Origin of the sequence: Streptomyces sp. NBC_00237 (assembly GCF_026342435.1) — a bacterium.
Classification (GTDB): Bacteria; Actinomycetota; Actinomycetes; order Streptomycetales; family Streptomycetaceae; genus Streptomyces.
Genome location: NZ_JAPEMT010000001.1, coordinates 1,834,857 through 1,861,265, shown reverse-complemented (window position 1 = coordinate 1,861,265; position 26,409 = coordinate 1,834,857). Strand labels below are relative to the sequence as shown.

Annotated in this window: 24 protein-coding genes; 9 read left to right on the top strand and 15 right to left on the bottom strand. The window is 69.9% G+C overall.

The window, feature by feature from the left end:
- Positions 1 to 153: 153 nt before the first annotated feature.
- The 11 genes from OG897_RS08215 to OG897_RS08165 all read right to left on the bottom strand — a co-directional run bounded on the left by OG897_RS08215 (position 154) and on the right by OG897_RS08165 (position 9,877).
- On the bottom strand, positions 154 to 1,848 hold the full coding sequence (locus OG897_RS08215) for a hypothetical protein (protein ID WP_266654306.1): 1,695 nt from the start codon (positions 1,846 to 1,848) through the stop codon (positions 154 to 156).
- A complete protein-coding gene (locus OG897_RS08210) occupies positions 1,845 to 2,798 on the bottom strand; it encodes a septum formation family protein (protein WP_266654304.1) in 954 nt (317 codons plus the stop codon). Before OG897_RS08210 ends, OG897_RS08215 begins: the two co-directional genes overlap by 4 nt.
- Positions 2,795 to 4,153 carry a glycosyltransferase family 2 protein gene (locus OG897_RS08205; RefSeq protein WP_266654302.1) on the bottom strand — a complete coding sequence of 453 codons (1,359 nt, stop codon included), beginning with the start codon at positions 4,151 to 4,153 and terminating at the stop codon, positions 2,795 to 2,797. The genes OG897_RS08210 and OG897_RS08205 overlap by 4 nt, the downstream gene beginning before the upstream one ends.
- Before the next feature lies 1 nt (position 4,154).
- Positions 4,155 to 4,307 (bottom strand): hypothetical protein, encoded by a 153-nt coding sequence (locus tag OG897_RS08200; RefSeq protein WP_266654300.1) that lies wholly within the window; start codon positions 4,305 to 4,307, stop codon positions 4,155 to 4,157.
- Between the two features lie 39 nt (positions 4,308 to 4,346).
- The gene (locus OG897_RS08195; RefSeq protein ID WP_266654298.1) at positions 4,347 to 4,952 is read right to left on the bottom strand and encodes an exosortase/archaeosortase family protein; all 606 of its coding nucleotides are present in this window, start codon (positions 4,950 to 4,952) and stop codon (positions 4,347 to 4,349) included.
- A gap of 343 nt (positions 4,953 to 5,295) precedes the next feature.
- Positions 5,296 to 6,051, bottom strand: a complete 756-nt coding sequence (locus OG897_RS08190) for a Tellurium resistance (protein ID WP_266654296.1) — start codon at positions 6,049 to 6,051, stop codon at positions 5,296 to 5,298.
- A gap of 150 nt (positions 6,052 to 6,201) precedes the next feature.
- Positions 6,202 to 7,353, bottom strand: a complete 1,152-nt coding sequence (locus tag OG897_RS08185; RefSeq protein ID WP_266654294.1) for a DUF475 domain-containing protein — start codon at positions 7,351 to 7,353, stop codon at positions 6,202 to 6,204.
- Positions 7,354 to 7,401: 48 nt separating this feature from the next.
- Positions 7,402 to 7,977: a TerD family protein gene (locus OG897_RS08180; RefSeq protein WP_266654292.1), complete on the bottom strand. Its 576-nt coding sequence runs from the start codon at positions 7,975 to 7,977 to the stop codon at positions 7,402 to 7,404.
- A gap of 103 nt (positions 7,978 to 8,080) precedes the next feature.
- A complete protein-coding gene (locus tag OG897_RS08175) occupies positions 8,081 to 8,656 on the bottom strand; it encodes a TerD family protein (protein WP_266654290.1) in 576 nt (191 codons plus the stop codon).
- A gap of 185 nt (positions 8,657 to 8,841) precedes the next feature.
- Positions 8,842 to 9,300 (bottom strand): peroxiredoxin, encoded by a 459-nt coding sequence (locus OG897_RS08170; RefSeq protein WP_266654288.1) that lies wholly within the window; start codon positions 9,298 to 9,300, stop codon positions 8,842 to 8,844.
- A gap of 136 nt (positions 9,301 to 9,436) precedes the next feature.
- Positions 9,437 to 9,877 carry a DUF3052 domain-containing protein gene (locus tag OG897_RS08165; protein WP_266654286.1) on the bottom strand — a complete coding sequence of 147 codons (441 nt, stop codon included), beginning with the start codon at positions 9,875 to 9,877 and terminating at the stop codon, positions 9,437 to 9,439.
- Between the two features lie 530 nt (positions 9,878 to 10,407).
- On the opposite strand from OG897_RS08165, the gene aceE reads away from it, so the two are divergent.
- Both aceE and OG897_RS08155 read left to right on the top strand, forming a co-directional pair.
- Entirely contained in the window at positions 10,408 to 13,149 is a 2,742-nt protein-coding gene (gene aceE, locus OG897_RS08160) for a pyruvate dehydrogenase (acetyl-transferring), homodimeric type (RefSeq protein ID WP_266654284.1), read from the top strand.
- Positions 13,150 to 13,239: 90 nt separating this feature from the next.
- Positions 13,240 to 14,064, top strand: coding sequence for a potassium channel family protein (locus tag OG897_RS08155; RefSeq protein WP_266654282.1), 825 nt, complete (start codon positions 13,240 to 13,242; stop codon positions 14,062 to 14,064).
- On the opposite strand, the gene OG897_RS08150 is transcribed toward OG897_RS08155, so the two are convergent.
- A complete protein-coding gene (locus tag OG897_RS08150) occupies positions 14,045 to 14,425 on the bottom strand; it encodes a peptidase inhibitor family I36 protein (RefSeq protein WP_266654280.1) in 381 nt (126 codons plus the stop codon). The genes OG897_RS08155 and OG897_RS08150 overlap by 20 nt on opposite strands.
- 204 nt (positions 14,426 to 14,629) lie before the next feature.
- Entirely contained in the window at positions 14,630 to 16,240 is a 1,611-nt protein-coding gene (locus OG897_RS08145) for an MFS transporter (RefSeq protein WP_266654278.1), read from the bottom strand.
- Positions 16,241 to 16,359: 119 nt separating this feature from the next.
- Between OG897_RS08145 and OG897_RS08140 the strand changes: the two genes are divergently transcribed.
- The 7 genes from OG897_RS08140 to OG897_RS08110 all read left to right on the top strand — a co-directional run bounded on the left by OG897_RS08140 (position 16,360) and on the right by OG897_RS08110 (position 24,755).
- On the top strand, positions 16,360 to 17,049 hold the full coding sequence (locus tag OG897_RS08140) for a TetR family transcriptional regulator (protein WP_266654276.1): 690 nt from the start codon (positions 16,360 to 16,362) through the stop codon (positions 17,047 to 17,049).
- A gap of 250 nt (positions 17,050 to 17,299) precedes the next feature.
- On the top strand, positions 17,300 to 18,541 hold the full coding sequence (locus tag OG897_RS08135; protein ID WP_266654274.1) for an alpha/beta hydrolase: 1,242 nt from the start codon (positions 17,300 to 17,302) through the stop codon (positions 18,539 to 18,541).
- Positions 18,542 to 18,625: 84 nt separating this feature from the next.
- Positions 18,626 to 19,537, top strand: a complete 912-nt coding sequence (locus OG897_RS08130; RefSeq protein ID WP_266654272.1) for a DUF4429 domain-containing protein — start codon at positions 18,626 to 18,628, stop codon at positions 19,535 to 19,537.
- Between the two features lie 260 nt (positions 19,538 to 19,797).
- Positions 19,798 to 21,183 carry a sensor histidine kinase gene (locus OG897_RS08125; RefSeq protein ID WP_266656669.1) on the top strand — a complete coding sequence of 462 codons (1,386 nt, stop codon included), beginning with the start codon at positions 19,798 to 19,800 and terminating at the stop codon, positions 21,181 to 21,183.
- Complete coding sequence (locus OG897_RS08120) at positions 21,180 to 21,860, top strand: response regulator transcription factor (RefSeq protein WP_266654270.1); 681 nt, start codon at positions 21,180 to 21,182, stop codon at positions 21,858 to 21,860. Before OG897_RS08125 ends, OG897_RS08120 begins: the two co-directional genes overlap by 4 nt.
- Before the next feature lie 457 nt (positions 21,861 to 22,317).
- The gene (locus tag OG897_RS08115; protein ID WP_266654268.1) at positions 22,318 to 23,349 is read left to right on the top strand and encodes an alpha/beta hydrolase; all 1,032 of its coding nucleotides are present in this window, start codon (positions 22,318 to 22,320) and stop codon (positions 23,347 to 23,349) included.
- A 194-nt stretch (positions 23,350 to 23,543) separates the two neighbouring features.
- The gene (locus tag OG897_RS08110; RefSeq protein WP_266654266.1) at positions 23,544 to 24,755 is read left to right on the top strand and encodes an acyltransferase; all 1,212 of its coding nucleotides are present in this window, start codon (positions 23,544 to 23,546) and stop codon (positions 24,753 to 24,755) included.
- A 73-nt stretch (positions 24,756 to 24,828) separates the two neighbouring features.
- On the opposite strand, the gene OG897_RS08105 is transcribed toward OG897_RS08110, so the two are convergent.
- Positions 24,829 to 25,875 carry an aldo/keto reductase gene (locus tag OG897_RS08105; protein WP_266654264.1) on the bottom strand — a complete coding sequence of 349 codons (1,047 nt, stop codon included), beginning with the start codon at positions 25,873 to 25,875 and terminating at the stop codon, positions 24,829 to 24,831.
- Positions 25,872 to 26,351 (bottom strand): MerR family transcriptional regulator, encoded by a 480-nt coding sequence (locus OG897_RS08100; RefSeq protein ID WP_266654262.1) that lies wholly within the window; start codon positions 26,349 to 26,351, stop codon positions 25,872 to 25,874. Before OG897_RS08100 ends, OG897_RS08105 begins: the two co-directional genes overlap by 4 nt.
- Positions 26,352 to 26,409: the final 58 nt, after the last annotated feature.

Here is a 26,409-nt window from a genome sequence, read left to right as displayed (position 1 = left end):
CCTGCCTTGGTGAACTGACGTCTCAGCCTGGACGGTTTCTGGGAACCGCCCTGTCGAACGGAGCCGACTGACATCAATCCTCCTTCTCTGTCTGATAGTTGATCGGGGAGCACGCGGAACACCCGGTTCTTCTCGGCCCTGGAGCCCTTGCTGTCATGCGCCGGAGCCGGCGTGCGGGCCCTCCTGTGCGGGAGAGGGAAGTTGCGGTCGAGCACCGGACTTCGCGGGTACGGTTCCGGGCTGGCCCGGCACCCCCGCGAGTCCGGACACCGGCCGGGCCGCCTGTTCCAGCGCGACCAGGGCGGCGAGCAGGAGGCCCGGCAGCAGCGCGGTGCCGTACCAGGCGAAGACCATGTGCTTGTCCAGGTCGTTGCTGCCGTCGCTGAACATCACGGCCCAGAACTGGGCGAGGGTGGCCAGGGTCACGCTGGCGAGCACCACGCCGGTGCCGCGCAGCCCCGGGTTGATGCGGCGGCGGGTCGCGATCCACAGACCGAGCCCCAGCGAGCCGCCCCACAGGAGCGGGAAGACGATCCAGCGCACCGGCTTGGCCAGGTGGTAGGCGCCGGAGATCAGGCAGACCCGGCAGTCCTTGGCGTACGGCGCGTTGCCGGTGCCCTCCGGGTAGTTGCCGAGGTAACTGGCCCGGCCGTTGATCATGCCGACCATGCCCCGGTCCGCCATGCCGATCAGCCGCTCCGGGTGGCGGGCGTAGAACCCCATCAGCTGGGGCGTGTCCACCTGGTCGTAGAAGATCCGGTAGTCCTGGCTCCAGGTGAGGCCCGAGCCGTTGAGCCGGGTGCCGGTGTGCTCCACGAAGCGGGGCGGCAGGCCCAGTTCGACCAGGTCCTGCTCGGGAGTGGGGCTGTGCGGCAGCATCTCCACGAAGACCTGGTGGTAGTTGTACATCTCCTGGAACCAGGTCGGCTTGGCCGAGGCGTACGCCCCGGTGCTCGCGGCCAGCACCAGCGCCAGCGCGATGGCGGGCAGCCGTCGCACCGCGCCGCGCACCGCACGGCTGAGCCCGCCGTCGCCCGAGGGCTCGGGGAGCTTCTTCCGCCAGGGCAGCTTGACCCCGCGCAGCAGCATCACCGGCAGCACCGCGATCACCACGGTCGCCATCTGGGTCTTGGCCAGCACGGTGAACAGGGCGCAGAAGGTGAGACCCAGGAGATCGCCCCAGCGCGCCTGCGGCCCGCGCACCACCCGGAACATCATCGCCAGCGTGAAGACCAGTCCCACGACGGCGGCGGACTCGTTCAGCGGCGAGATGAAGTACAGCGCCACCACCGAGTCGAGGGTGGCCGCCGCGAGCAGGACGGTGACCAGGCCGCGCAGCCAGGTGCGCAGTGGCAGCGCCACGTAGAGCAGGGCGGTGGCGGCCCCGAACAGCAGGGCGCAGAGCACTCCGAGGACCCTGAGGTCCAGGGCGCCCGCGTAACCGAACAGCGGGGTGAGGGTCTTCGCGGCGAGCAGGAGGTAGCGGGCGGTGGAGGCGTACACCTCGCCGCCGGAGCCGCAGACCTCGCCGTACCACTTGTGCTCGTCGTAGCGGGTGGAGACGTACTCGAAGGCGGCCCTGGTGTCCGGGTCGTGGACGATGACGTCGAGCTGGCAGGTGAGCCGGTGCCCGTCGTAGTTGTCCGCCATGCCGACGGTGCCGCCGAGGAACAGCCGGGCGAGCATCGCCGCCGCCGCGAGGACGCCGACCAGGATCGCGGTGCGTCTGATCCGGGAGGTGGTGACGGTGGTCGGCCGGTAGACGGCGGCGTGGCGCTCTTCGGCGGCCTGCGGGCCGGTCACGGTGCCCGGGGATGCCTGCGAACCTTCGGGAATCACAGAGGTCATGACGATCCGCCTGTCGTGGTGCGGTCCTTCGCTGCGTTCTTCGCCGCGCTCTTCGCGGCCTTCTTCGCGGCCTTCTTCGCGGCGTTGTCGGCGGCCCGAGCGGCGTCCTCGGTGGCGTACAGAGAACCGGTTCTGAGCTCGGTGCGGTCGGCCTGGCCGACCCAGCAGTGCACCATCTGGTCGGAGTGGGCGACGACCGGGTCGGGCAGGACGGCGTACCGGGCGGGCAGCGCGCGGCGCATGTAGGCCCGGACGGTCTTCGCGCAGCGCTGGGCGGCGGTGGTGCCCGCCGCGGCCAGTGGCGCGTAGCCGACGGACTCCGCCTGGTGCGGCTTGTCGCAGCCGACGTTGCGCAGTTCCTTGCCGACGGTGGTGCGGCAGAGCCGGAAGGGCGTGCCCGCTTCGGACTTCAGGATGTCCTTGAAGGGGCGCTGGAGCATGTAGTTCATGAACGGTTTGCCCTGTTCGTACTCCATCACCGCGTCGCACCGCACCGTGCGCACGCCCTCGCTCCACTCCTTGCGGGTGGGGCCGAAGGCGGTGACGTGCATGCCGTGGAACGGCTGGTCGGCGCGGGCCCCGAGGTGCGCGGCCAGCTCCTCGCGGTTGCACAGTGGGCCCATCGAGGTCGCCATCAGGAACGGGCTGGGCCGTTCCTTGTACTGGGCGAGCGGCCCGGTCAGCTTCTTGACCGAGAGGGTCTCGGTGTTGTGCGGGGTGTTGCAGGCGACCGAGGGGGCGCTCTCCGAGACCACTTCGAGCCCGGCGTCGAAGGCCGAGGTCAGCCGGTGGCAGGTGCCGTTGCGCCAGTCGGTGGCGAGCGGCCCCTGCCCGACGGTGAAACCGGGCGCGCAGCTGCTGGTGGACAGCAGCGCGGCAGCCGCCAGCGCGGCGCGCAGGGCCAGGAGCCCTGCGCGCCGGTGGCGCCGTGGTGACGGCGGCAGGGTCATCGGGACCCCGTTCCGCCGACGTTCCCGTACGACTCCGCGTTGCGGAGGGTCTTGGGCCACTCGTGACGGCCGCCCAGCAGGCGGAACAGGGCCCGCCAGGCGATCACGTAGATCAGGAAGTTGTACGCGATGAGGCCGAAGCCCCAGCCGAGCGCGCGCGGCATGCTGATCGCGCTCTCGGAGTAGCGGCGGTAGAGGTAGCCCCAGATGACGAACTCGCCGAGGCCGACGGCCGCGTAGAAGGCGAACATCAGCGCGCCGCCGAACAGCAGGTACTCGGAGACGAAGCTGTTGTAGAGGCTGTTGTTCTGGATGAAGACCAGGACCGGGATCGGGAAGACGATCGAGCCGATGATCTGCATCCACGGCTGGAAGAGGTAGTAGGTGACCTCGACCAGACCGCCGTTGGAGAAGTTGCGGCTGGCCCAGACGTTGCGCAGGTACGGCAGGCACTGCATGGAGCCCTGCGCCCACCGGGTGCGCTGGGCGAGCAGCAGCGAGAGCTCGTACAGGCCCTCCTGCTCGACCCACGAGTCGACGGTGTACGCGTTGCGCCAGCCCGCCAGCATCAGGCGCAGGCCCAGTTCGTAGTCCTCCAGGAGCGCCTGCCCCCAGGGTTCGCCCTGCTCACCCGCGATGGAGGTGAGGGCGGACATGCGGACCAGCTGGCCGTTGCCGCCGACGTTGATGGTGCCGGTGCGGCCGCGGAGCATCTGCATGGCGGAGATGGGGCCGCGGAACTCGATGTCCTGGAGGCGCACCAGGGTGCGGGCGTACCAGTTGGCGAACCGGCTGCCCTCCTTGAGGGGCTGGTGCACGTCCCGGTTGATCATCCGGACCTCGACCTGGACGGCCGCGATGCCCTCGTCGCCGAAGAGCTTCTCGCCCGCGCAGACCTGAAGGAGGTTCGTGGAGGGCATGCCGTCGGCGTCGACGACGATCATGACGTGGCGGTCCTGCAGGTCGGCCGGAATGCCCGCCGCGATCTGCTTGTACGCGTGGTTGAGCGCGTCGCCCTTGCCGGTACGAGCCAGCGGCAGGACGCGGCTGAGCAGCTTGACGCGCTCGTTGCCGTGGGCCCGCTCGGTGGCGATGGCGGCGGTGGCGTCCTCGGAGGCGTCGTCGACGACCCAGACGTTGGCGGTGGGGAAGGTGCCGGTCAGGTAGTCGAGGGTGTCGCCGAGCACCGCCTGCTCATTGAGCGCGGGGATGACGAAGTGCCAGGTGAAGTCGGACGGGTCGGCCGGCTCGTGGCGCAGGTAGCGCACATAGCGCTCGACCAGCATGGTGACGTAGATGAGGAAGATGACGGCCAGCAGCAGCGAGACCGCGATGGAGATGGGAAGCAGTGTCATGTCACTGCCCCCTGGCTGCGCGACGGCGCATCATCGCCCAGCGGACGAGGAGGATTCCGACGGCGATGGTGACCGCCGCGATCGCGACCTTGACGCCGAAGGAGAGCACTCCGGTCACCGCCAGGCCGCCCGGCTTCTTGGGGATTTGGTACATGTCGTTTCCTTGGACCTCTTCGAGTGCCGAGTGCCGCGTTTACCGGTGTGAGACGGATTCCCAGCGACCTTTTCGCCCGGACTGATCGGCGAAGAGAATGCGCATGTACAGGAAGTACGCGACGACGATGCCGACGAGCACGACGAGCGAGCCCACGACGGTGTGGCCCCAGCCGAACCCGGCGAGGGTTCCCCAGTTGCCGACGAATTGGGCGATGACGAGCAGTCGCACACAGTTCGTAATAAATACGATTGCAATAGCGACACCGGTTGCCAGGAGAACTCTTCCGACGTTTCCGCGGCCACGGAGGCAGAGCGCGGAGGAAAGCAGCACGGGGAAGACGAGAATGCTGGTGCTGCAACCGTAGGAAATGCGCAGACCCATGACCGACTCGCCGAGCTTGAAGTAGAAGTCCGGGCGGTTCGGGTCGATGTGCACGAAGGCACCGAGGAGTTCCTGGACCAGGAAGCCGCCGATGTGGGCCTCGTAGCGTCGGTAGTACGCCTCGCCGAGGACAGCTGCGAAGGCACAGACCACCATGGCTACGGCCAGGGCCGAGCGGACCCGCTGGGCGCCGGGGGGCTCGGGCTTCGTCTGATGCGCGCTGCGCGGTCTCGGGGGTGCTGGTGGGGCTGCGGCTGACACGCCGTGTTCCGTCCTTCCATCGCCGCTCCCGGCCCGGCGCGCGAGGCGCGCAAGGACCCGGAATACGACCGGAGAACGGGATACCGAAGACCCCGCCGGAATTCCCCGGCCACTGACTTTCCGTGCCCGAGATTAATTGACCAGCTAAAAGCAGGTCAGATTTCTTCAGCCCGGCACGCCAGTGGTTTTCTTAGCCACTCGAACAGTGCAGCGGAAATGCAGTAATGGAGGTTTAAATATGCTCAACGCCGCCCACACGTGGACGGCGTTGACGGTGCGGCGTGCCGCGCGGGGGCTCGGTGCTTCGACTGCGACGGGTCTTCGGCCGGTCCGCGCCCTTTTCTCATGCCTTCGTCTTGTAGCCCCTGCCCCACTGGAGACCCCAGCCGTAGAGGCGGTCCAGCTCGGCCTGGAAGCCGTAGACGAACTTCACCTCGCGGCGCACGGTCAGGCCCTCCTTGCCGCTCTCGATGGTGAAGACGGCGCACGAGCGGGCCTGCGGGGCCCGTTCGTCGAGGGCGATCTCGATGCGCGGGCCGTTGCTGGGGTAGAGCGTGACGACGGCGTGGGTGCGGTCGAAGGCGGGGGTCTGGTCGTAGATGTAGACGAAGACCAGGAGCCGCTTGATCTCGTCGCGGTGGTCGAGGTTGATGAAGATCGTCTCGCCGGAGGGCGCACCGAACCGGTCGTCGCCGCTGAGCTTGACGTACGGCGGGCCGTTCATGTCGCCGAAGAAGCCCCCGAGGGGCTGTACGACGCCCTTGCTGCCGTCCTTCAGCTCGTAGAGGCAGCCGAGGTCCAGGTCGACGTTGACGACGCCCTGGGTGTGCGCCTGGACCGTCTCGGGCTGGAAGAACTTGAAGGAGCGGCTGAAGAAGTTCCCGGCGTGCTTCTGCCGTCCGCCGATGTCGGAGGTGCGCATGCGCCAGGAGAGGTTGACGCGCAGGCTGCCCGTGTCCGCGCCCTGTTTGCCGAGCGACACCGTCGGGTGCCGTTTCGTCAGCTCGATGGAGTTCGTCGCGGCGCTGCCGGAGTCGAACTGTGCCGAGCTGCCCCGCCAGCCGCCCAGGCTGTCGCGTATGCCGTCCCAGAAGGCCATCGGCCCCCACCCCCATCTCTCGTCGTTCCCCGCTGCTGTTCCCCGCCCGTACCGCGAACGCCCGACGGGGCGGCCACCGGGCGATGCCGCCTGGTGGCCGCCCCGTGGGGAGCGTTCCGCAATCTTCTCCGGGTCACACCCGCGAGGGGGTCAGACCCCGGAGGAGACTTCGTCCTGCTTCTTAAAATTTGCTCCGCCCGCCTCTTCCTCGGCCGCGAGCCGCTTGTTGCGGCGGACCGAGGACCAGAAGGACCAGGCGATCAGGATGACGCCGACGGAGCCCGTGATGACCTCGTGGATCTCGTACTGGATGGTGACGAGGAGGATCACGGAGAGGGCGCCGATGGCGTAGTGCGCGCCGTGCTCCAGGTAGACGTAGTCGTCCAGCGTTCCCTGGCGGACCAGGTAGACCGTCAGCGAACGCACGTACATCGCGCCGATGCCGAGGCCGAGCGCCATGAGGACGATGTCGTTGGTGACCGCGAAGGCTCCGATGACGCCGTCGAAGGAGAACGACGCGTCCAGGACCTCCAGGTAGAGGAACATGAAGAACGCGGCCTTGCCCGCGAGGGCGACGCCGGTGACCTTCTTGCCCGAGCGCTTGGCCTCTTCCTCGGCCTCGTGCTCGCGCTCCTCCTCCTCTTCGAGCTTGTTCTCGAAGAAGCCGGAGAGACCGCCGACGATCAGATACGTGATCAGACCGGCGATGCCCGCGATCAGTACCGTCTCGGCCTTGTTGACGTGCGTGCCGCCGTGCTGGTGGGCGTTGACGGCGAAGGTCATCGAGCTGATCAGCAGCACGATCAGCGCGATGCAGACCGACAGCATGTCGACCTTGCCGAGCTTGGCGAGCGGACGCTCCAGCCAAGCGAGCCACTTGATGTCCCGGTCCTCGAAGATGAAGTCGAGGAAGATCATCAACAGGAACATGCCACCGAAGGCCGCGATCGACGGGTGCGCGTCGGTCACGTACTGCTGGTAGAGGTTCTTGTTGTTCAGCGCCAGGTCGACCGCCTCGATCGGCCCGATCTTGGCGCTGATGGCCACGATCACGACGGGGAAGACCAGACGCATGCCGAACACGGCGATGAGAATGCCGACGGTGAGGAAGATCTTCTGCCAGAAGGCATTCATCTTCTTCAGGATGCCGGCGTTGACCACCGCGTTGTCGAAGGACAGCGAGATCTCCAGGATGGACAGGATCGCCACGATCCCGAAGCCGGTCCACCCCCCGTAGAGAACCGCCGCGGCCAAGCCGAGCGCGGTCACCGCGAACGACCAGCCGAAGGTTTTCAGGACCACTGCCTACCCCATCGTTGAGTACGACTCTCCCCCGCAGAGAGCGGGGCTTTACGAAACGTTGACCCCGAAGTCTAGAGCGATGCCCCGGAGTCCGGACGCGTACCCCTGTCCAACGGCACGGAACTTCCACTCGCCGCCGTACCGGTAGACCTCACCGAAGATCATCGCGGTCTCGCTGGAGGCGTCCTCGCTGAGGTCGTAGCGTGCCAGCTCCTGTCCGTCGGCCTGGTTCACCACGCGGATGAAGGCGTTGCTGACCTGGCCGAAAGTCTGTCCTCTGTTGTCCGCGTCATGGATCGAGACCGGGAAGACGATCTTGTCGACGGTGGCCGGGACCTGGGACAGGTCGATGATCAGCGACTCGTCGTCGCCCTCGCCCTCACCGGTCAGGTTGTCACCGGTGTGCTCGACGGAGCCGTCGGGGCTGGTGAGGTTGTTGTAGAAGACGAAGTACTCGTCGCCGAGCACCCGGCCGTCCTTGCACAGCAGCGCGCTGGCATCCAGGTCGAAGTCGGCCCCGGTGGTGGAACGCGCGTCCCAGCCGAGTCCGACCAGCACCTTGGTGAGGTTCGGAGCGGCCTTGGAGAGGGAGACATTGCCTCCCTTGGCGAGCGTGACGCCCATGATCTTTCTTCCTCCCCGCGGTAAGGAACTTACGGCTCTGCGCGTCCGGCGCCGCACTGGAGAGTGCGGCGCCGGACGGCGGAAGTGCTGCTGCCTGCTCGGCTCAGACGTTGACGCCGAAGTCCTGCGCGATGCCGCGCAGGCCCGAGGCGTAGCCCTGGCCGATGGCGCGGAACTTCCACTCGGCACCGTTGCGGTAGAGCTCGCCGAAGACCATGGCGGTCTCCGTCGAGGCGTCCTCGCTGAGGTCGTAGCGCGCCAGCTCGGTGTTGTCGGCGGCGTTCACGACGCGGATGTACGCGTTGCGGACCTGGCCGAAGCTCTGCTGGCGGGACTCCGCCTCGTAGATCGAGACCGGGAAGACGATCTTCGCGACGTCGGCCGGGACACCGGCCAGGTTCACGTTGATGACCTCGTCGTCGCCCTCGCCCTCACCGGTGAGGTTGTCACCGGTGTGCTCGACGGAGCCGTCGGGGCTCTTCAGGTTGTTGAAGAAGACGAAGTTCGAGTCGTTGGCGACCTTGCCCGCGTCGTTCGTCAGGATGGCGCTGGCGTCGAGGTCGAAGTCTCCGCCGGTGGTGGTACGCGCGTCCCAGCCCAGACCGACGATGACCGCCGTCAGGTTCGGGGCGGCCTTGGTCAGCGAGACGTTTCCGCCCTTGCTGAGGCTGACTCCCACGAGTCCTCCAAAAGTGTGTCGAGGGGCTCAGGAGAGGCCCTGCCCCCGTAGTGCATGGCATACGGATCAACGTGTTGATCCTAGTGACCGGTTCCCGTCACGGCAGGACTTACGTCCCGAATTCTTCGAGCGCCCGGGATTGCCGGGACCCGGAAATCCCCCGGCCCCCAAGGCTCCCGTGCGGATCAGAGTGTGTCGAGGGCCTTGACGTACTCGTTCAGATCACGGGCGTCGGGAAGGCCGTTGACGACGGTCCAGCGGACCGTGCCCTCCTTGTCGATGACGAACGTGCCGCGCACCGCGCAGCCCTTCTCCTCGTCGAAGACGCCGTACGCCCGCGAGACGTTGCCGTGCGGCCAGAAGTCGGACAGCAGCGGGTACTCCAGGCCCTCCTGCTCGGCGAAGACGCGCAGGCTGTGGATGGAGTCGGTGGAGACCGCCAGGAGCTGTACGTCGTCGTTCTGGAACGTCGGGAGCGCGTCGCGCAGGGCGCAGAGCTCACCGGTGCACACGCCCGTGAAGGCGAAGGGGTAGAAGAGCAGCACGACGTTCTTCTCGCCCTTGAAGTCGGACAGGCGCACGGTGCGGCCGTGGTTGTCCTTGAGCTCGAAGTCCGGAGCTGCGGTGCCCGCCTCGATCGCCATGAGGATGCGCTTCCCTTCGTTGGGCCGGCCCGGTGAACGTGCCGGTGCGGTGACTGTGCCGCCAGCCTACGCAAAGGGCCCCCGCCGACCTGCGTCGACGGGGGCCCTTCGGTACCGCATGAGGTGTTTCCGGCCGTTACCGCTTGCCGGACTTCGCCGCCTTCGGCGAGACGAGACGGCTGCCCGTCCAGTCCTTGCCCGCGTTGATGCTCTTGGTCTGCGAGAGACCGGCGGTCGTTGCGGCTTCGTTGATGTCGCTCGGTTCGACATAGCCGTCACGGCCGGTCTTCGGAGTCATCAGCCAGACGGTGCCACCGTCGTCGACGAGCTGCGTGGCGTCCACCAACGCGTCCGTCAGGTCGCCGTCCTCGTCCCTGAACCACAGGACGACGGCGTCAGCCACGTCGTCGTAGTCCTCGTCGACGAGTTCGCCGCCGATGATCTCCTCGATGGCTTCGCGGAGCTCCTGATCGACATCGTCGTCGAAGCCGATCTCCTGGACCACCTGCTCGGGCTGGAAACCCAGCCTCGCGGCAAGGTTGGTCCGCTCCTCCGCGTGGTCCGCGGTCGCGCTCACGGATTGCCTCCTGATCTTTTTTCGGGAAGTGCTTTTTCAGCGATGTTTTCGATGCCGCGCGCGTGCGCGGCATTGGCCGTAGTCCACACGGACGGGACCGATCGCGCAAGTACCCGGCCGTTCAGACCGCCGAAACGGTGACGGATGGGGCGGCTCCGCCGCAACTCCTGGCGGCCCCACAAGGCCGTGCAGTGATTCATCCCACACCATTAGGAACGCTTTGTCCCATCCTGCGGCTTCGGTGCACCCATCGGGGGCGAACGTGCTTACGGAACGCCTGAACGCGTTGGGCGTAAGGTTGCGATTTGACCGATGCCGCATTCGGGCGTCGGCCGGGCGGTCGGTCCGTACCTGTGGACACCCCCTGTTACCGCCCAGTAGAGATGACGTTTGCGTCCCCTGGGTACACGATGGACGCGGCGCGAGAGCCCCGTCGACAGCACCGTCGGCACAGACGTGAAGCACAGATTTCCAGCACAGACTTCGCAAGTTCTGCGCACCAGGTTTTTCCCTACCAGTGAAGGAACAGCGTGGCTTCCGGAACCGATCGCAACCCGATCATCATTGGTGGCCTGCCGAGCCAGGTCCCGGATTTCGATCCCGAAGAGACCCAGGAATGGCTCGACTCGCTCGATGCGGCCGTCGACGAGCGGGGCCGTGAGCGTGCCCGCTACCTGATGCTCCGGCTGATCGAGCGCGCCCGCGAGAAGCGCGTGGCCGTGCCCGAGATGCGCAGCACGGACTACGTCAACACGATCGCGACCAAGGACGAGCCGTTCTTCCCCGGCGACGAGGAGATCGAGCGCAAGGTCCTCAACGCGACCCGCTGGAACGCGGCCGTGATGGTCTCCCGGGCCCAGCGCCCGGGCATCGGCGTCGGCGGCCACATCGCCACCTTCGCGTCCTCCGCCTCGCTGTACGACGTGGGCTTCAACCACTTCTTCCGGGGCAAGGACGAGGGCGACGGCGGCGACCAGATCTTCTTCCAGGGGCACGCCTCCCCCGGCATCTACGCCCGCGCGTTCCTGCTGGACCGGCTGACCGAGACGCAGCTCGACGCGTTCCGCCAGGAGAAGTCGAAGTTCCCCAACGGGCTTTCCTCGTACCCGCACCCGCGCCTGATGCCGGACTTCTGGGAGTTCCCGACCGTCTCGATGGGTCTGGGTCCCCTCGGCGCGATCTACCAGGCGCGGATGAACCGCTACATGGAGGCGCGCGGCATCGCCGACACCTCCACATCGCACGTCTGGGCCTACCTCGGCGACGGCGAGATGGACGAGCCCGAGTCGCTGGGCCAGCTCTCCATCGCCGCCCGCGAGGGCCTGGACAACCTGACCTTCGTCGTGAACTGCAACCTCCAGCGCCTCGACGGACCCGTCCGAGGCAACGGCAAGGTCATCCAGGAGCTGGAGTCGCAGTTCCGGGGCGCGGGCTGGAACGTCATCAAGCTGGTCTGGGACCGTTCCTGGGACCCGCTGCTCGCGCAGGACCGCACCGGCATCCTGGTCAACAAGCTCAACACGACCCCGGACGGCCAGTTCCAGACGTACGCCACCGAGACGGGCGCGTACATCCGCGAGCACTTCTTCGGCGACGACCAGCGGCTGCGCGACATGGTCAAGGACATGTCCGACGAGCAGATCCTGCACCTGGGACGCGGCGGCCACGACCACAAGAAGGTGTACGCGGCGTACGCGGCGGCCAAGGCGCACAAGGGCCAGCCGACCGTGATCCTCGCGCAGACGGTCAAGGGCTGGACGCTCGGACCGAACTTCGAGGGCCGCAACGCCACGCACCAGATGAAGAAGCTGACCGCCGAGGACCTCAAGCGCTTCCGCGACCGGCTGCACATCCCGATCGCGGACAAGGACCTGGAGGACGGCGCGCCGCCGTACTACCACCCGGGCCGGGACTCCGAAGAGATCCAGTACATGCACGACCGCCGCCAGAGCCTCGGCGGCTACGTGCCCTCGCGCGTGGTGCGGGCGAAGCCCCTCGTGCTGCCCGAGGAGAAGACGTACGCGGCTGCGAAGAAGGGCTCCGGCCAGCAGTCGATCGCCACGACGATGGCGTTCGTGCGGGTGCTGAAGGACCTCATGCGGGACAAGGAGATCGGCAAGCGGTTCGTGCTGATCGCGCCCGACGAGTACCGCACCTTCGGCATGGACGCGTTCTTCCCGAGCGCGAAGATCTACAACCCGCTCGGCCAGCAGTACGAGGCGGTGGACCGCGATCTGCTGCTCGCGTACAAGGAGTCGCCGACCGGTCAGATGCTGCACGACGGCATCTCCGAGGCGGGCTGCACGGCCTCGCTGATCGCCGCGGGTTCGGCGTACGCGACGCACGGCGAGCCGCTGATCCCGGTGTACGTCTTCTACTCGATGTTCGGTTTCCAGCGCACCGGTGACCAGTTCTGGCAGATGGCCGACCAGCTGTCGCGCGGCTTCGTCCTGGGTGCGACCGCCGGTCGTACGACGCTGACCGGTGAGGGCCTCCAGCACGCGGACGGCCACTCGCAGCTGCTCGCGTCGACGAACCCGGGCTGCGTGTCGTACGACCCGGCCTTCGGGTACGAGATCGCGCACATCGTGCAGGACGGTCTGCGGAGGATGTACGGCGGGACCCCCGAGGAGAACGAGGACGTCTTCTACTACCTGACGGTCTACAACGAGCCGATCCAGCACCCGGCCGAGCCGGAGAACGTGGACGCGGACGGCATCCTCAAGGGCATCTACCGCTACAAGACCGGTGAGCACGGCTCCATTCCGGCGCAGATCATGGCGTCCGGCGTCGCGGTGCCGTGGGCGGTCGAGGCGCAGGAGATCCTCGCCGACGAGTGGAACGTCAAGGCCGACGTCTGGTCCGCGACGTCCTGGAACGAGCTGCGGCGCGAGGCCGTGGAGTGCGAGGAGCACAACCTCCTGCACCCCGAGGAAGAGATCCGCGTGCCGTACGTGACGCGGAAGCTCGACAGCGCCGAGGGCCCGTTCGTGGCGGTCTCCGACTGGATGCGTTCGGTTCCGGACCAGATCTCGCGCTGGGTGCCGGGTGCGTACACCTCGCTCGGGGCGGACGGCTTCGGCTTCGCGGACACCCGCGGTGCGGCCCGTCGCTTCTTCCACATCGACGCGCAGTCGATCGTGCTGGCGACGCTCTCCGAACTGGCCAAGGCGGGCAAGATCGACCGCAGCGCGCTGAAGCAGGCGGTGGACCGCTACCGGCTGCTCGACGTGACGGCGGCCGACCCGGGTGCCGCGGGCGGCGACGCCTAGCACCCCGGCTCGTCGAAGGCGGTGGGAACCCGAGGGTTCCCACCGCCTTCACGCGTCTGACGAGCCCCCGAGGTCGTTACGATTCCGGGCATGAAGCAACAGACCGCCCAGGTCCGGTGGGAGCGGCGCACCCAGACTCCCCTGCTGGCCCTGGCCCTCGCGTTCGCCGTCGCGTACGCCGTCCCGATCGTGGCCCCCAACGCCCCGCGCGGGGTGCACCGGGCGTGCGTCTGGGCGGAGTGGGCGGTGTGGGGCGCGTTCGCGCTGGACTACCTGGTGCGGCTGGTGCTGGCTCCGGCGAAGTGGCTGTTCGTCCGGAGTCATCCGCTGGACCTGCTCGCGGTGCTGCTTCCGCTGGCCAGGCCGCTGCGGCTGCTCAGGCTGGTGTCGACGCTGCTGCTGGTGGGGCGGCGGGCGCGGATGGCACAGCAGATCAACCTGACCGCGTACGTGGGCGGGTCGGTGGTGGGCCTTCTGATGTTCGGCTCGCTGGCCGTCCTGGAGGTGGAGCGGGACGCGCCCGGCGGGAACATCAAGACGCTGGGTGACGCCGTGTGGTGGTCGTTCACCACGATGACCACGGTGGGATACGGGGACCACTCCCCCACCACGGGACTCGGGCGGGTCCTGGCGGTGGGCCTGATGCTGTCCGGGATCGCGCTGCTCGGTGTGGTGACGGCGAACATCGCCGCCTGGTTCATCGCCCGCTTCGAGCGGGACGACGCGGAGGAGCGCCGCCAGACGGCGCTCCTCGAAGCGCTGACGATGGAGATCAAGGAGCTGCGGGCGGAAGTCGGGCGGCTGAGCGCCCCGGAGACCGCCCCCGGGGCCGCCCCCGCGTCCGTGCCTCAGGCTGTCGCCCCGGCTGTCCGCGAGGTCCCCGCCCAGCCCGGCGTCAGCTCTCCCAGATCTTGAACGCCCGTACGCGGTACGGGGACTGGGGCACCCAGCTGCCCTTCCCCGGGTACGTGTCGAACTCGCCCGTCTCGGCACACTGGGCCGACTGGTAGGTGGTGACGGGACGGCCGGTGCGGTTGGCGAGGGCCTGCGCGTCGGTGCCCGGCGGCATGGGGACGCAGCTCTCGATGTCGGTGCCGGACAGCTCGTAGGCGTACCGCTTGCCCTGGAAGTCGGGCTTCTGCCAGAGGCAGAGCTCACCGGCGGCGCAGGTGCCGAGCCGGGCCGTGCCGGGCCGGACCGTGGCGTCCGCGGTCTGCGGCAGGAGGGCCGTCGCGGTGAGGGCGGCGGCCAGTGCGGTGGTGCGGAGCAGTTTCATGGGTCCCCCAATGTTGACCGGTGTCGTCCGGTGTCGTCCGTGCGGATCACGTGACAGCACTGTGACCTGCGGAAATTGGGGCACGGAAGAGGGGTCGGGGCGGATCACCCGGATAGGCGACAGCCCCGCCGGAACCGGTCCGGCGGGGCTGGAGGGGCGCGGAATTGACGCTTCCGGCCAGCTGGGGAACGTCACGCCGAGGCGTCAGATGTGGACGCCGCCGCCTGCCGCGTCCGCGTTCGCACCGCGTTTGGTGAGGAAGGCCACGAGCGCCGCGACGACGGCGACGCCGCCCGCGATGGTGAAGGCGAAGCCCATGCCTGACACGAACGTGTCATGGATGACGGACGAGACGACCTTGAATCCCTCCGGCGTCATGCCGGGAGCCTTCGCCGCCTCGGCGGGCACCATGCCGAACTCGGCGGCCTGCTCCAGGCCCGGCGGAGGCGGTCCCGGCAGACCTGCTTCCTTCCAGTTGCCCGCGAACTCGGCGTTGACGCGCGAGGACATCACCGCGCCGAGCACGGCCGTGCCCAGGGCGCCGCCGACCTGCATGCCCGCCTGCTGGAGGCCACCGGCGACGCCGGACAGCTCCAGCGGGGCGTTGCCGACGATGACCTCGGTGGCGCCGACCATGACGGGGGCCAGGCCCAGGCCCAGCAGGCCGAACCACAGGGACATGGTCAAGGTGCCCGTACCGATGTCCAGTTGGGACATGCCGAACATCGCGGTGGCGGTGCAGACCATGCCGCCGACCAGCGGCACGCGCGGCCCGAACTTGGTGATGAGCAGGCCCGCGACCGGCGAGGCGACGATCATCATGCCGGTCAGCGGCAGCAGGTGCAGTCCGCTGTCGACCGGGCTCAGACCGTGCACGCCCTGGAGGTAGAAGGTCACGAAGAAGAGGCCGCCCATGAAGGCGAACGCCATCAGCACCATGAGCACCACACCCGCCGACAGCGGTACGGAGCGGAACATGGCCAGCGGGATCAGCGGTTCCTTCGCCTTGGTCTCCCAGATCGCGAAGATCACGAACAGGGCGACCGAACCGCCCACGCACAGCCAGGTGTTGGTGCCGCCCCAGCCCCAGGACTCACCGGCCTTGATGAGGCCGTAGACGAGTGCGCCCATCGCGCCCGAGAGCAGCAGGATGCCGGGGACGTCGAAGGAGCGCGGCGCGTTCGCGGCGCGGTGGTCGCGCAGGACGACCAGGCCGAAGGCCAGGGCGATGATGCCGACGGGCACGTTGATGAAGAAGACGGACTGCCAGGAGACGTGCTCGACGAGCAGACCGCCGACGATCGGGCCGCCCGCGGTGGAGGCGCCGATGACCATGCCCCAGATGCCGATCGCCATGTTCAGCTTCTCGGCGGGGAAGGTGGCGCGCAGCAGGCCGAGCGCGGCCGGCATGAGCAGCGCACCGAACAGGCCCTGGAGCACACGGAAGGCGATGACCAGGCCGATCTCCTTCGAGAAACCGATCGCGGCGGAGGAGGCGGCGAAGCCCGCGATGCCTATCAGGAAGGTCTGGCGGTGGCCGAAGCGGTCACCGAGCTTGCCCGCGGTGATCAGGGCGACCGCGAGGGCGAGCAGATAGCCGTTGGTGATCCACTGGACGTCGGCGAGCGAGGCGCCGAGGTCCTTCTGGATGGCGGGGTTGGCGATGGCGACGATGGTGCCGTCGAGGGCGACCATCATCACGCCGATCGCCACCGCGAAGAGCGTCAGCCACGGGTGGCCGCGAAGTCCCTTGGTCTGTTGCGGTACGGGGTCGGGGCCCGGCGGCACCTTGTCGAGCGTGGTCTGTGCAGTCATGCTTCCAGATTAGTGACAGCCACTGACAGTTGACGAATCAATTCACAAGCCGGTAACTGTCACGTAGCTCACAGGTAAGCTGAGCAGGCGAAATCTTCCGAATCGGGACGCAGGGACGCATGACGGAGCAGCTCGAATCGGCGCCATCGACCGGACTGCGTGAGCGCAAGAAGCGCCGCACCCGGGACGCGTTGCTGCGCGTCGCGCTGGAGCTGTTCACCGCGCAGGGGTACGAGCACACGACCGTCGACGAGATCGCGGACGCCGTCGAGGTCTCGCAGCGCACCTTCTTCCGCTACTTCGCCTCCAAGGAAGAGGTCGCCTTCACCGTGGTCTCGATGGTGGAGGCCCGCTTTTTGGACGCGATCCGCGAGCGGCCCGCCGACGAGAACCCGCTCACCGCCCTCCGCAACGCCGTGACCCGGGCGTGGGAGTCGGTCGGCGAGGCGATCGAGGCCGTCGTCCCGATCGAGCTGCACATGCGTACGTACCAGATGATCGAGTCGACCCCGGCTCTCCTCGCGGTCCATCTGCGGCGCTCCACGGAGCTGGAGGACGCGATCGCACGCGTCATCGCCGAGCGGGAGGGCGTCGACGTGGACGAGGACCTCAGACCCCGGATCACGGTGGCCGCGTTCAGCGGGGTGATGCGGCTGACGGGGCGGATGTGGGGGCAGCGGGAGGACGCCAGTCTGGACGCGATCCGGGAGATGACGGCGCGCTGCCTGGACCATCTGGGGCCCGCGCTGGGCGGGGACTGGCGCCCCGGCCCCGGCAGGGGGGCTCCCGCCGTACGCACCCTGACGTGAGGGCCCGCGCACACCGTGGCGTGAGGGCCCGCGCACACCGTGGCGTGAGCGCCCGTACGCACCCTGATGCGAGCGCCCGTACGCACGCGTCACCAGCTCCCGCGAGCCCCCGCGCACACCCGGCGTGAGCGCCCGCGCACGCCCCGATGCGAGCGCCTGATACACACCCTGACCTGAGCACCTTTATCGAAACGTGATCCGCATCACGGAATGGACACGGACCCCGGCGATTCTCCTAGGGTGTCCCGCAGTGACTTCCTTCGACTCCTCCCCCACCCTGACCGCGTGGCGGGCTCTGCTCGCGCTCGCCGTCGTGTTCGTGATGCTCGCGATCACCGGCTGGACCGCCATTCACCACCAGCGCGACGACGGCAACGTGTCGCTCAAGGAGGCATTCACCACCTGGCAGCACAGCCGCTTCGACGGCCGCGAGCTGCCCGACGCGACGGGACGGCCCCAGGAGGTCGCCCGGTTCTTCGCGGGGCTGACGCCCGAGCGGCAGAACGCCCTGGCCAAGAAGTACCCGCTGGTCGTCGGCAACCTCAACGGCGCCCCGCTCCCGCTGCGGCTGTCCGCCAACCGGACCGCGCTCGCCACCGCCCGGGACACCGAGGCCAGACGCATGCACGACGAACGGGTCTCCCGTGCCGGGAAGGCCGACGCCGACCGGCGCATGCACCGGTTCGCGGCACTGCTGCGCGACAAGCGGCAGGTCCTGGCGTTCGACCCGGACGGCGGCGGGCGGGTCGCGGAGGTCTTCGGCGACCTGGAGCGGGCCGAGCGGATCTCGGTGGTCGTGCCCGGCGTCGACACCAACGTGGTGAACTTCGAACGGACCTTCCTGCGCTACTCCTCGCCCGTCGGCATGGCCACCTCCCTGTACGACGAGGAGCGCAAGGCCGATCCGGGCACGAAGGTCGCGGTGATCGCCTGGGCCGACTACACGGCCCCGGCCGGGCTCGGCATGGACGCCATGGTCGGCGGCCCCGCCCAGGCGGGCGCACGGCGGCTGGTCGCGCTGACCGGGGTGCTGCCGGGCAGTGCGCCGGTGGCGCTGTTCTGCCACAGCTACGGGTCGGTGGTGTGCGGGCTCGCCGCCCGGAAGCTGCCGGAGCGGGTCACCGACATAGCGGTCTCCGGCAGCCCCGGCATGCGCGCCGACACCGCCGACGACCTGGGGGCGAAGGCCCGGGTGTGGGCGATGCGCGACGCGGACGACTGGATCGGGAACGTCCCCCATCTGGAGGTCGGCGGGCTCGGGCACGGCAGTGACCCGGTGTCGCCGGAGTTCGGCGCGCGGGTGCTGTCGGCGGAGAAGGCCGTCGGGCACACGGGGTACTTCGTTCCGGGGACGGACAGCATCGGCAACTTCGCGCGGATCGGCGTCGGGGCGTACTCCGAGCTGAGCTGCGCGGACGGCGGCGCGACCTGCCGGGACGGGATCGCGAGCGGGTCCCCCCAGGGGTCCGCCGCGCCCGGTGAGGAGGTCTGAGGTGCCCGACGCGCGTAGAGGGCCGGAAATCAGGCGGGCCGCCGAGGGGCGACGAGTGGGCGGACGCCGCATACGATGAGCCGCATGGGTGATGTGCTGGCCGGAATTCATGCCACCTGGGAGTTCGACAGCGACTCCGTGCTCATCCGCTTCGAACGGGGGATACGTACGCCGAAGCTGCTCTCCGCGCTCGGTGAGCGGCGCATCCCGCACGAGGCGTTGGCGGACGTGACGCTGACCCCGGGCAAGCGCGGCACGGTGGTGCTGCACGCGGTGCCCAGACGGGGCGCCGATCCGCTGATGGACGCCGCCGCGGGGCAGCTCAAGGAGGGCTGCGACCCGTACCGGCTGGTGCTGCCCGCGGAGCGGGAAGTGCTCGCGGAGTACTACGCGGACGAGCTGCGGGAGCGGGTGCGGGCGGCGGGGGCCGACGCGGGCTCGGCCCCGGGCGAACCCGCCGACCGGTTCCTGGTGGCGCCGCCCGAGGGGCCGCTCCAGTTCAAGGCGTACGACGGCAAGGCCGGGTTCGACGGGACGCAGGTGACGTTCCGGTGGTTCTGGACGGGGGCCTCGTCGGCGAAGTGGAAGGTGGGCGACCAGAGCTTTCCCGTCGCTTCGCTGGGCGGCGTCGAGTGGCGCTCCCCCGACTTCTTCGACGGGCATCTGCGGCTGCTGCGGCGCGACGGGACGGCCGACGGCGGGACCGACGGGGTCGCGGGACCGGCGGACCAGGACCCGGCGGCGGTGGTGTTCGGGCTCGGGTACGGGCCGGTGCACGAGTCGCTGCCGTTCGCGGCGGCGGTGCTGGCTGCCGTACGGAGCACGGTGGTGGCGACCGCGCTGGACCGGGTGCCGGTGGACGCGGTGGGTGCGGGGCGCAGGGACCCGGCGGACATCGCGGAACGCATCAGGCACCTGGGTGAGCTGCATCAGGCGGGGCTGGTGACGGACGAGGAGTTCCGGGCGAAGAAGGCGGAGCTGCTGGCGGAGCTGTAGGAACGGGGGCGGGCGGGGGCGGATCCGGTACCACGGTATGAGGCCGCGTTCCGGACCACGGTATGACGTGGGAGAACGGGTGCGCTGCCTAGGCTGAGGGAGCCATGAACGAACCGACTCCGCCGCCTCCGCCGCGTCCCTCCGCCCCGCCGAGACCCTCCTCCGCTCCGAGCACCGCCACGGCCACGGCCGGGGCTGGGGCTGGGGCCGCCGCTGCTCACCACGGCCTGTTCAGCGCCGCCGGGCGGCGCCTGCGGGAGATGCTGTACGCCCTCTCCCACCCCTCGCACCCTGCCGTGCCCCTGCTGGCGGACGCGCCGAAGCGCTGGCAGCGGCTGCTGCCGTACGCGGTGGCGCTGATCCTGATGGTCGTGATGCTGCCCGTCACGATCCAGGTGCTGACCCACGACTACCAGCTGTCCGGCGGCGTCGCGGGCGCGATCGGTGCGGGGCAGTCGCTGCCGCTGCTGATGATCGCCCACCGGCCGCTCCAGGCGTGGTGGATCGTCTTCCCCGCCGGGGTGGCCGGGGCCCTGTTCCTGGTGGGACCGCTGGAGCCGGGGCACGGGATCTGGCCGTGGCCGGCGCCCACGATCGTCGGGATGCTGTTCCTGCTGTTCGGTCTGGGCCTGCGGGAACGACGTCCGGCGCTGGTGGGGGTCTGGGTCGTGACCGCCGTCACGGGCCTCACTCTGGGCCAGCTGGAGCCGCAACTCAGCGATGGCACCCAGCTGTTGGCGATCGTGCTCAGTGCCGCCGCGCTGATCATCGGCGGGGCGCTGCGGGAGCGCGGCGAGGCGCAGCGCAGGCTGGTGGAGCAGGAGACCATCAGCGAGGCGGAGCGCGCCCACCGCACGCTCCTGGAGGAACGCACCCGGATCGCCCGGGAGTTGCACGACGTGGTGGCCCACCACATGTCGATGATCACGGTGCAGGCCGACTCCGCGCCGTACCGGATCAGCGGTCTGCCGTCCGAGGCGGCGGAGGAGTTCGCCTCGATCGCGTCCAGCGCGCGGGAGTCGCTGACGGAGATGCGGCGGCTGCTCGTGGTGCTGCGCAGCGAGGGCACGGAGGGCGAGCGGTCGCCGCAGCCGGGTCTGGACAAGATCCAGCAGCTGGTGGAGGCGACGGTACGGGCGGGCGTCCCGGCGGAGTTGTCGATGGCCAGGGAGCTGGGGCCGGGGCCGGGGAGCCTGGCGGTGCCGCAGGCCGTGGACCTGTCCGCGTACCGCATCGTGCAGGAGGCCCTGGCGAACGTGGTGCGGCACGCGCCGGGGGCCGTGACGCGGGTGTCGGTGCGCGCGGAGGGGAAGGACCTGCTGGTGCTGGTCGTCAACGGGCCCGCCCCCGAGCCGACTTCGCGGGTCGAGGCGAAGGGGGCGGGCGGACACGGGCTGGTCGGGATGCGCGAGCGCGTACGGTTGACCGGCGGCACCCTGGACACGGGACCGCTGCCGGACGGCGGCTTCCGGGTCGCGGCGAGGCTGCCGCTGGCGGGGGCGGATGCGACCCCGGCTCCAGGCTCCCCGTCACCGGACGCGGACTCCACGACTCCGGCTCCAGGCTCCCCGTCACCGGACGCGGACTCCACGACTCCGGACGCCGACACGGCGTCCCCGAACGAGAAGGACTCCCCCGGCACATGACCATTCGCGTGATCATCGTCGACGACCAGGCCATGGTGCGCGCCGGATTCGCCGCGCTGCTCTCGGCACAGGCCGACATCGACGTGGTGGGCGAGGCCCCCGACGGACGGCAGGGGGTGGAGGTCAGCCGAGCCACCCACCCGGACGTCGTGCTGATGGACGTGCGGATGCCGGAGATGGACGGGCTGGCCGCGGCCCGGGAGATCCTGAACCCGCCGATCGGGGTGGAGAGGCGGCCCAAGGTGCTGATGCTGACCACCTTCGACGTGGACGACTACGTGTACGAGGCGCTGCGCGCCGGGGCCTCGGGCTTCCTCCTGAAGGACGCCCCGCCCGCCGACCTGATCGCGGCGGTACGGGTGGTGGCGGCCGGTGAGGCACTGCTCGCCCCGTCCGTGACGCGCCGCCTGATCGCCGACTTCGCCGCTCAGCGCCCCGCCCCCCGCCGCGACCCGGCGCTGCGGCTGGGCGGGCTCACCCCGCGCGAGACGGAGGTCCTGGAACTGATCGCGCGGGGTCTCTCCAACCAGGAGATCGCCGACCGGCTGATCCTGGCGGAGCAGACGGTGAAGACCCACATCGGCCGGGTGCTGGCCAAGCTGGACCTGCGGGACCGGGCCCAGGCGGTGATCTTCGCGTACGAGTCGGGGCTGGTGGCTCCCGGGGACACGGGGTGAGGTTCAGGGGCTGACCGGCAGGGGGCGGGGGCCCGGCGCGGGCTCAGCACGGAGAGGGGCGTTCCGGCGAGGGCGCGGACGACGCCGAGTCCGCCCCGGGCCGCCGCCCGGGCGAGCGGGAGGCAGTGGCGCGGGGCACGCTTCGGGCGGGGCTTCGGGGTGGCCCGCGGGTGGGGCCGGGGTGTGAGCTGGGTCATGTTCCGCGGATTCGCAGCCGGGGCGGGCGGGGCGCGTCGTCCGGGTGAGCCCAGTGCCTCCACGGGTCGGGGGAGGGATCCGTACCCTCGGGGGTGGGGCCAGCACCCCCTTCACGGCTGCGGAGAACCTCCAGTACTGCGGTATCACACGGGAGTTGGCTCCCTGGTGTGACGCCGCGCGCCCGGCCTTCTCCTTACCTTCCTCTGCGTCGGGACAGCACGCCGCGGAAGGGCCGCGCAGTGCGGGGAGGGGCGGGGACATGCAGCGGTCGCACCGGTTCAGGAGGACTCTGACGGCGGTCGCGCTCGTCGCGGCGATGGTCGGGGGCACCGCGGGATGGGTCTCCGCCGACTCCCAGACCCCCGTCACCGGCCCGCCGCCGGGCTCCGCCGCATGGCGGAGCGCGGGACTGATCGACCCTGCGCGGAGCACGGCCAGTGAAGTGGCCGCGTTCTTCCGGGGGTTGAGCGAGGAGCGGCGGGACGAGCTGGTGCGCCGGTATCCGCTGGTGGTGGGGAATCTGGACGGCGCTCCGGTCGCACTGCGGTACGCGGCGAACCGGGTGGCGCTCGCCCAGGACGGCCGGTTCGGACGACTGCTGTCCGCCGACCGGCAGATCCTCGCCTTCGATCCTCGGGGGCGGGGCCAAGTGGCCGAGGTCTACGGGGACTTGGGGCGGGCGCGGCACGTGGCCGTGATCGTGCCGGGTTCCGACATGGACGCCGGGACGTACGACCGGGAGAAGGACCCGTACGGGACGCCCGCCGGGATGGCCGGGAGCCTGCGTGCCGCGACCGGCTCCGGTACGGCGGTCGTGGCGTGGGTCGGGTACACCACCCCGGTCGGGGTCGGCGTCGACGCGGCGACCGGGAGCCTCGCGGAAGCGGGCGCGGAGCGGCTGGCGCGGTTCGCGGAGGGGCTCGACGCGGTGGGGGCGCCGGACCCGGCGGTGTTCTGTCACAGCTACGGGTCGGTGGTGTGCGGGCTGGCCGCGCCCCGGCTGGATGCCGCCGACATCGTGGCGTTCGCGTCGCCCGGGATGCGGGTCGGGTCGGCTGCGGAGCTGGGCGCGCGGGGGCGGGTGTGGGCGGCGAAGGACCCCACGGACTGGATCGACAAGGTCCCGCATGTGGAGGTGTTCGGGGTGGGGCACGGGGCGGATCCGGCGGCTGCTCCGTTCGGGGCGCGGCGGGTTCCGGCGGAGGGGGCGCGGGGGCATACCGGGTATTTCGCTCCCGGGACGGATTCGTTGCGTGCTTTTGCGGCGATCGCGGAGGGGAGGGCGGGGTGAGGGCCCGGGTGCGGGTTCGGTGGGTGGGTGCTGTTACTGCCGGGGGCTCTGCCCCCGGGCCCCCGGTTTGTGCCCCTGGCCCGCCCCTTCACCTAAAGCGCTTGCCGCGCGGCTGTCTCGTTGATGTGCAGGTGCGTCGTGGCTGATCGCGCAGTTCCCCGCGCCCCTAACGACAAAAGACTTAAGGAACCCTCATGAGCCTCTCCGCTCTTGCCGCAAAGATCGACTCTCGGACTCCCGACCATCGCGACCGGGCCGTTGACGGGTTGCGGGCGCTCGCGTTGCTCGCCGTGCCGACCGGGCACTGGTTGCTCGGGGGGTTCACCGTCGACGCCGACGCGGGGTCGTTGCACAACGCCAGTCCGCTGTCCACCTTCTCCGGTCTCTCGCCGCTGAGTTGGGTGCTCCAGATGCTGGGGATCTTCTTCCTGGTCGGCGGGTACGCCTCCGTGCTGTCGTACGACAAGCGCACGGGGTCGAGCGCCGAATGGCTCAGGGGGCGGCTCGTCCGGCTCGGGCGGCCCGTGCTCGGGGTGACGGCCGTGTGGGCGCTCATGGTGCCGTTGCTGTACGGGCTCGGAGTGCCCGAGGCCACCCTGCGCACCGGGGCGAAACTCGTCGTGCAGCCGCTGTGGTTCGTGGCCGTGTACGCGGCGATCACCGCGCTGACGCCCGTCTGCATCCGGGTCGCTCGGCGCACGGGGGCCTGGTCGGCGGCCCCGCTGATCGGGTCCGTCGCCGTCGTCGACTTCCTCAGGTACGGGCCGTACGCCGACTCCGTGCCCTCGTGGATCAGCCTGCTGAACCTGCTGCCCGGGTGGCTGTTCGCGTATCAACTCGGCGTCGCCTGGGGCGGGAAGAGGCTCGGCAAGAGGACCGCGTACGTGCTCCTCGTCGGCGGGACCGTCCTCTTCGCCGCGCTGCTGCTGGCCTTCCACTACCCGGCGTCCATGGTCGGCGTGCCCGGTCAGGACCGCACCAACTCGCACCCGCCGTCCCTGCTCGTCCTCGCGCTGGCCGCCGCCCAGAGCGGTGCGGCGATCCTGCTGAGGGACCGGGTCGCGAAGCTGCTGAGGCGGCCCGCGCTGTGGGCGCCGGTCGTCGTCATCAACCTCTCCGCCATGACGATCCTGTGCTGGCACCAGACGGCGATGCTGGCCGCCGCCGTTCCCGCCTCGTACGTCGGGGTCGTGCCGGGGCTCACGGAGGCACCCGTCACGCTGGGGTGGATCGTGGCGCGGCTGGCGTGGCTTCCGCTGTTCGCGGTGCTGCTCGTCGCGATCGGCAAGTACACCCGGGTCTTCGAGAATCCCGGGCGGACCGCGCTGGGCGCGACGAAGGCCCGCCGGGCCGTCACGGGACTGCTCGCGGCGGGCTTCACGGTCTTCGCGCTGGGGCTTGCGTGAGGGGGGACGGGGGGCGGAGGGCGCGGGTGGCTCCCCGTGGGGGCTACTCGCGCCCTGCGGTACCGGGGGGGCTCTACTCGCGCCCGGCCGACGTGAACCTCATGTCCGCGTACCGGCCGCCCGCCACCTGCCCGGCGATCGGCTCCAGGAGAGCCAACTCATCCGCGCCGAGAAGGAGTTGAGCGGCAGCCGCGTTCTCCTCCACCCGGGTCCGCTTGGTGGTGCCCGGGATCGGTACGACCGAGAGGCCGCGCACCTTCGCCTGCTGCTGCACCCAGGCCAGCGCGACCTGCCCGAGCGTGACGCCCCGGGCGCGGGCGATCTCGCGCACCGGGTCGAGGAGTGCGCCGTTGTGCTCCGCGTTCGCGCCGTTGAAGCGGGGCTGCTGGCGGCGGAAGTCGTCCTCGCCGAGCTCCTTCTCGGCGCTGGCGAACGAGCCGGTGAGGAAGCCCCGGCCGAGCGGCGAGTACGCGACGAGGGTCGCGCCGAGTTCGGCGACGGCCGGGACGACGCCCGCCTCGATGTCGCGGCTGAACAGCGACCACTCCGACTGCACGGCCGCGATCGGGTGCACGGCGTGCGCGGCGCGCAGTTCGGGCCCCGTGACCTCGCTCAGGCCGAGCTGCTTGACCTTGCCCGCCGCGACGAGTTCGGCCATGACGCCGACGGTCTCCTCGATGGGGATGTTCAGGTCGCGCCGGTGCATGTAGTAGAGGTCGATGACGTCGACGCCGAGACGGCGCAGGCTGTCGTCGATGCACCGACGGATGTAGGCGGGGTCGTTGCTGATGTGACGCTTGGTGGGGTCCTGCGGGTCGATGGCCAGCGCGAACTTCGTGGCGATGGTGATCTCGTCCCGGTGCGCGGCGACGAACGGCGCGAGGAACTTCTCGTTCTCTCCGTTCCCGTAGGCGTCCGCCGTGTCGTAGAGGGTGATGCCCAGTTCGAGGGCCCGCTCCAGCGTGGCCCGCGACTCGCCCGCGTCCGAGGGACCGTACGCGAAGCTCATGCCCATGCAGCCGAGGCCCTGGACGCCGACCTCGGGGCCGGTGGGCCCGCCGAGGCGGGTGGTGGGGACGGGAGGGGTGGTGCGGGGGGTGTTGTGGGGGGTGTTGCTCATGCCTGCCAGAACCTCTCCGACGTCTTGCGCGCATCCGCGTAGACGTCGATCTTGTAGTCGAGTACGGCGAGCGTGTCCTGCAGTTCCGCGATGCGGGCGCGCACGTCGCGACGGGTGGCCTCCAGCAGTTCCTGCCGCTCCTCGAAGGTGTGCTCGCCCTCGCGCACCAGCTCCGCGTAGCGGACCATGTCCGCGACCGGCATCCCGGTCAGGCGGAGCTTGCCGACGAAGGCGAGCCAGTCGAGGTCCCGGTTGCGGAAACGGCGCTGCCCGGTGTGCGAGCGGTCCACGTGCGGCATCAGGCCGATCCGCTCGTACCAGCGCAGGGTGTGCGCGGTGAGCCCCGTGACCTGGGCGACCTCACTGATCGTGTAGTGGTCACGCCCCTCGGGGAGGGGGTGGCCGCCGCGCAGGTCGCAGGGGACCTGCGGCCCGGCTTGCGCGGCTCGTACGGGAATGCTGTCGATCACCGTCATGGCCTCCACGCTAGGACCTTGGAGTGCACTCGAAGCAAGCGGATACCGCAAGAGATTC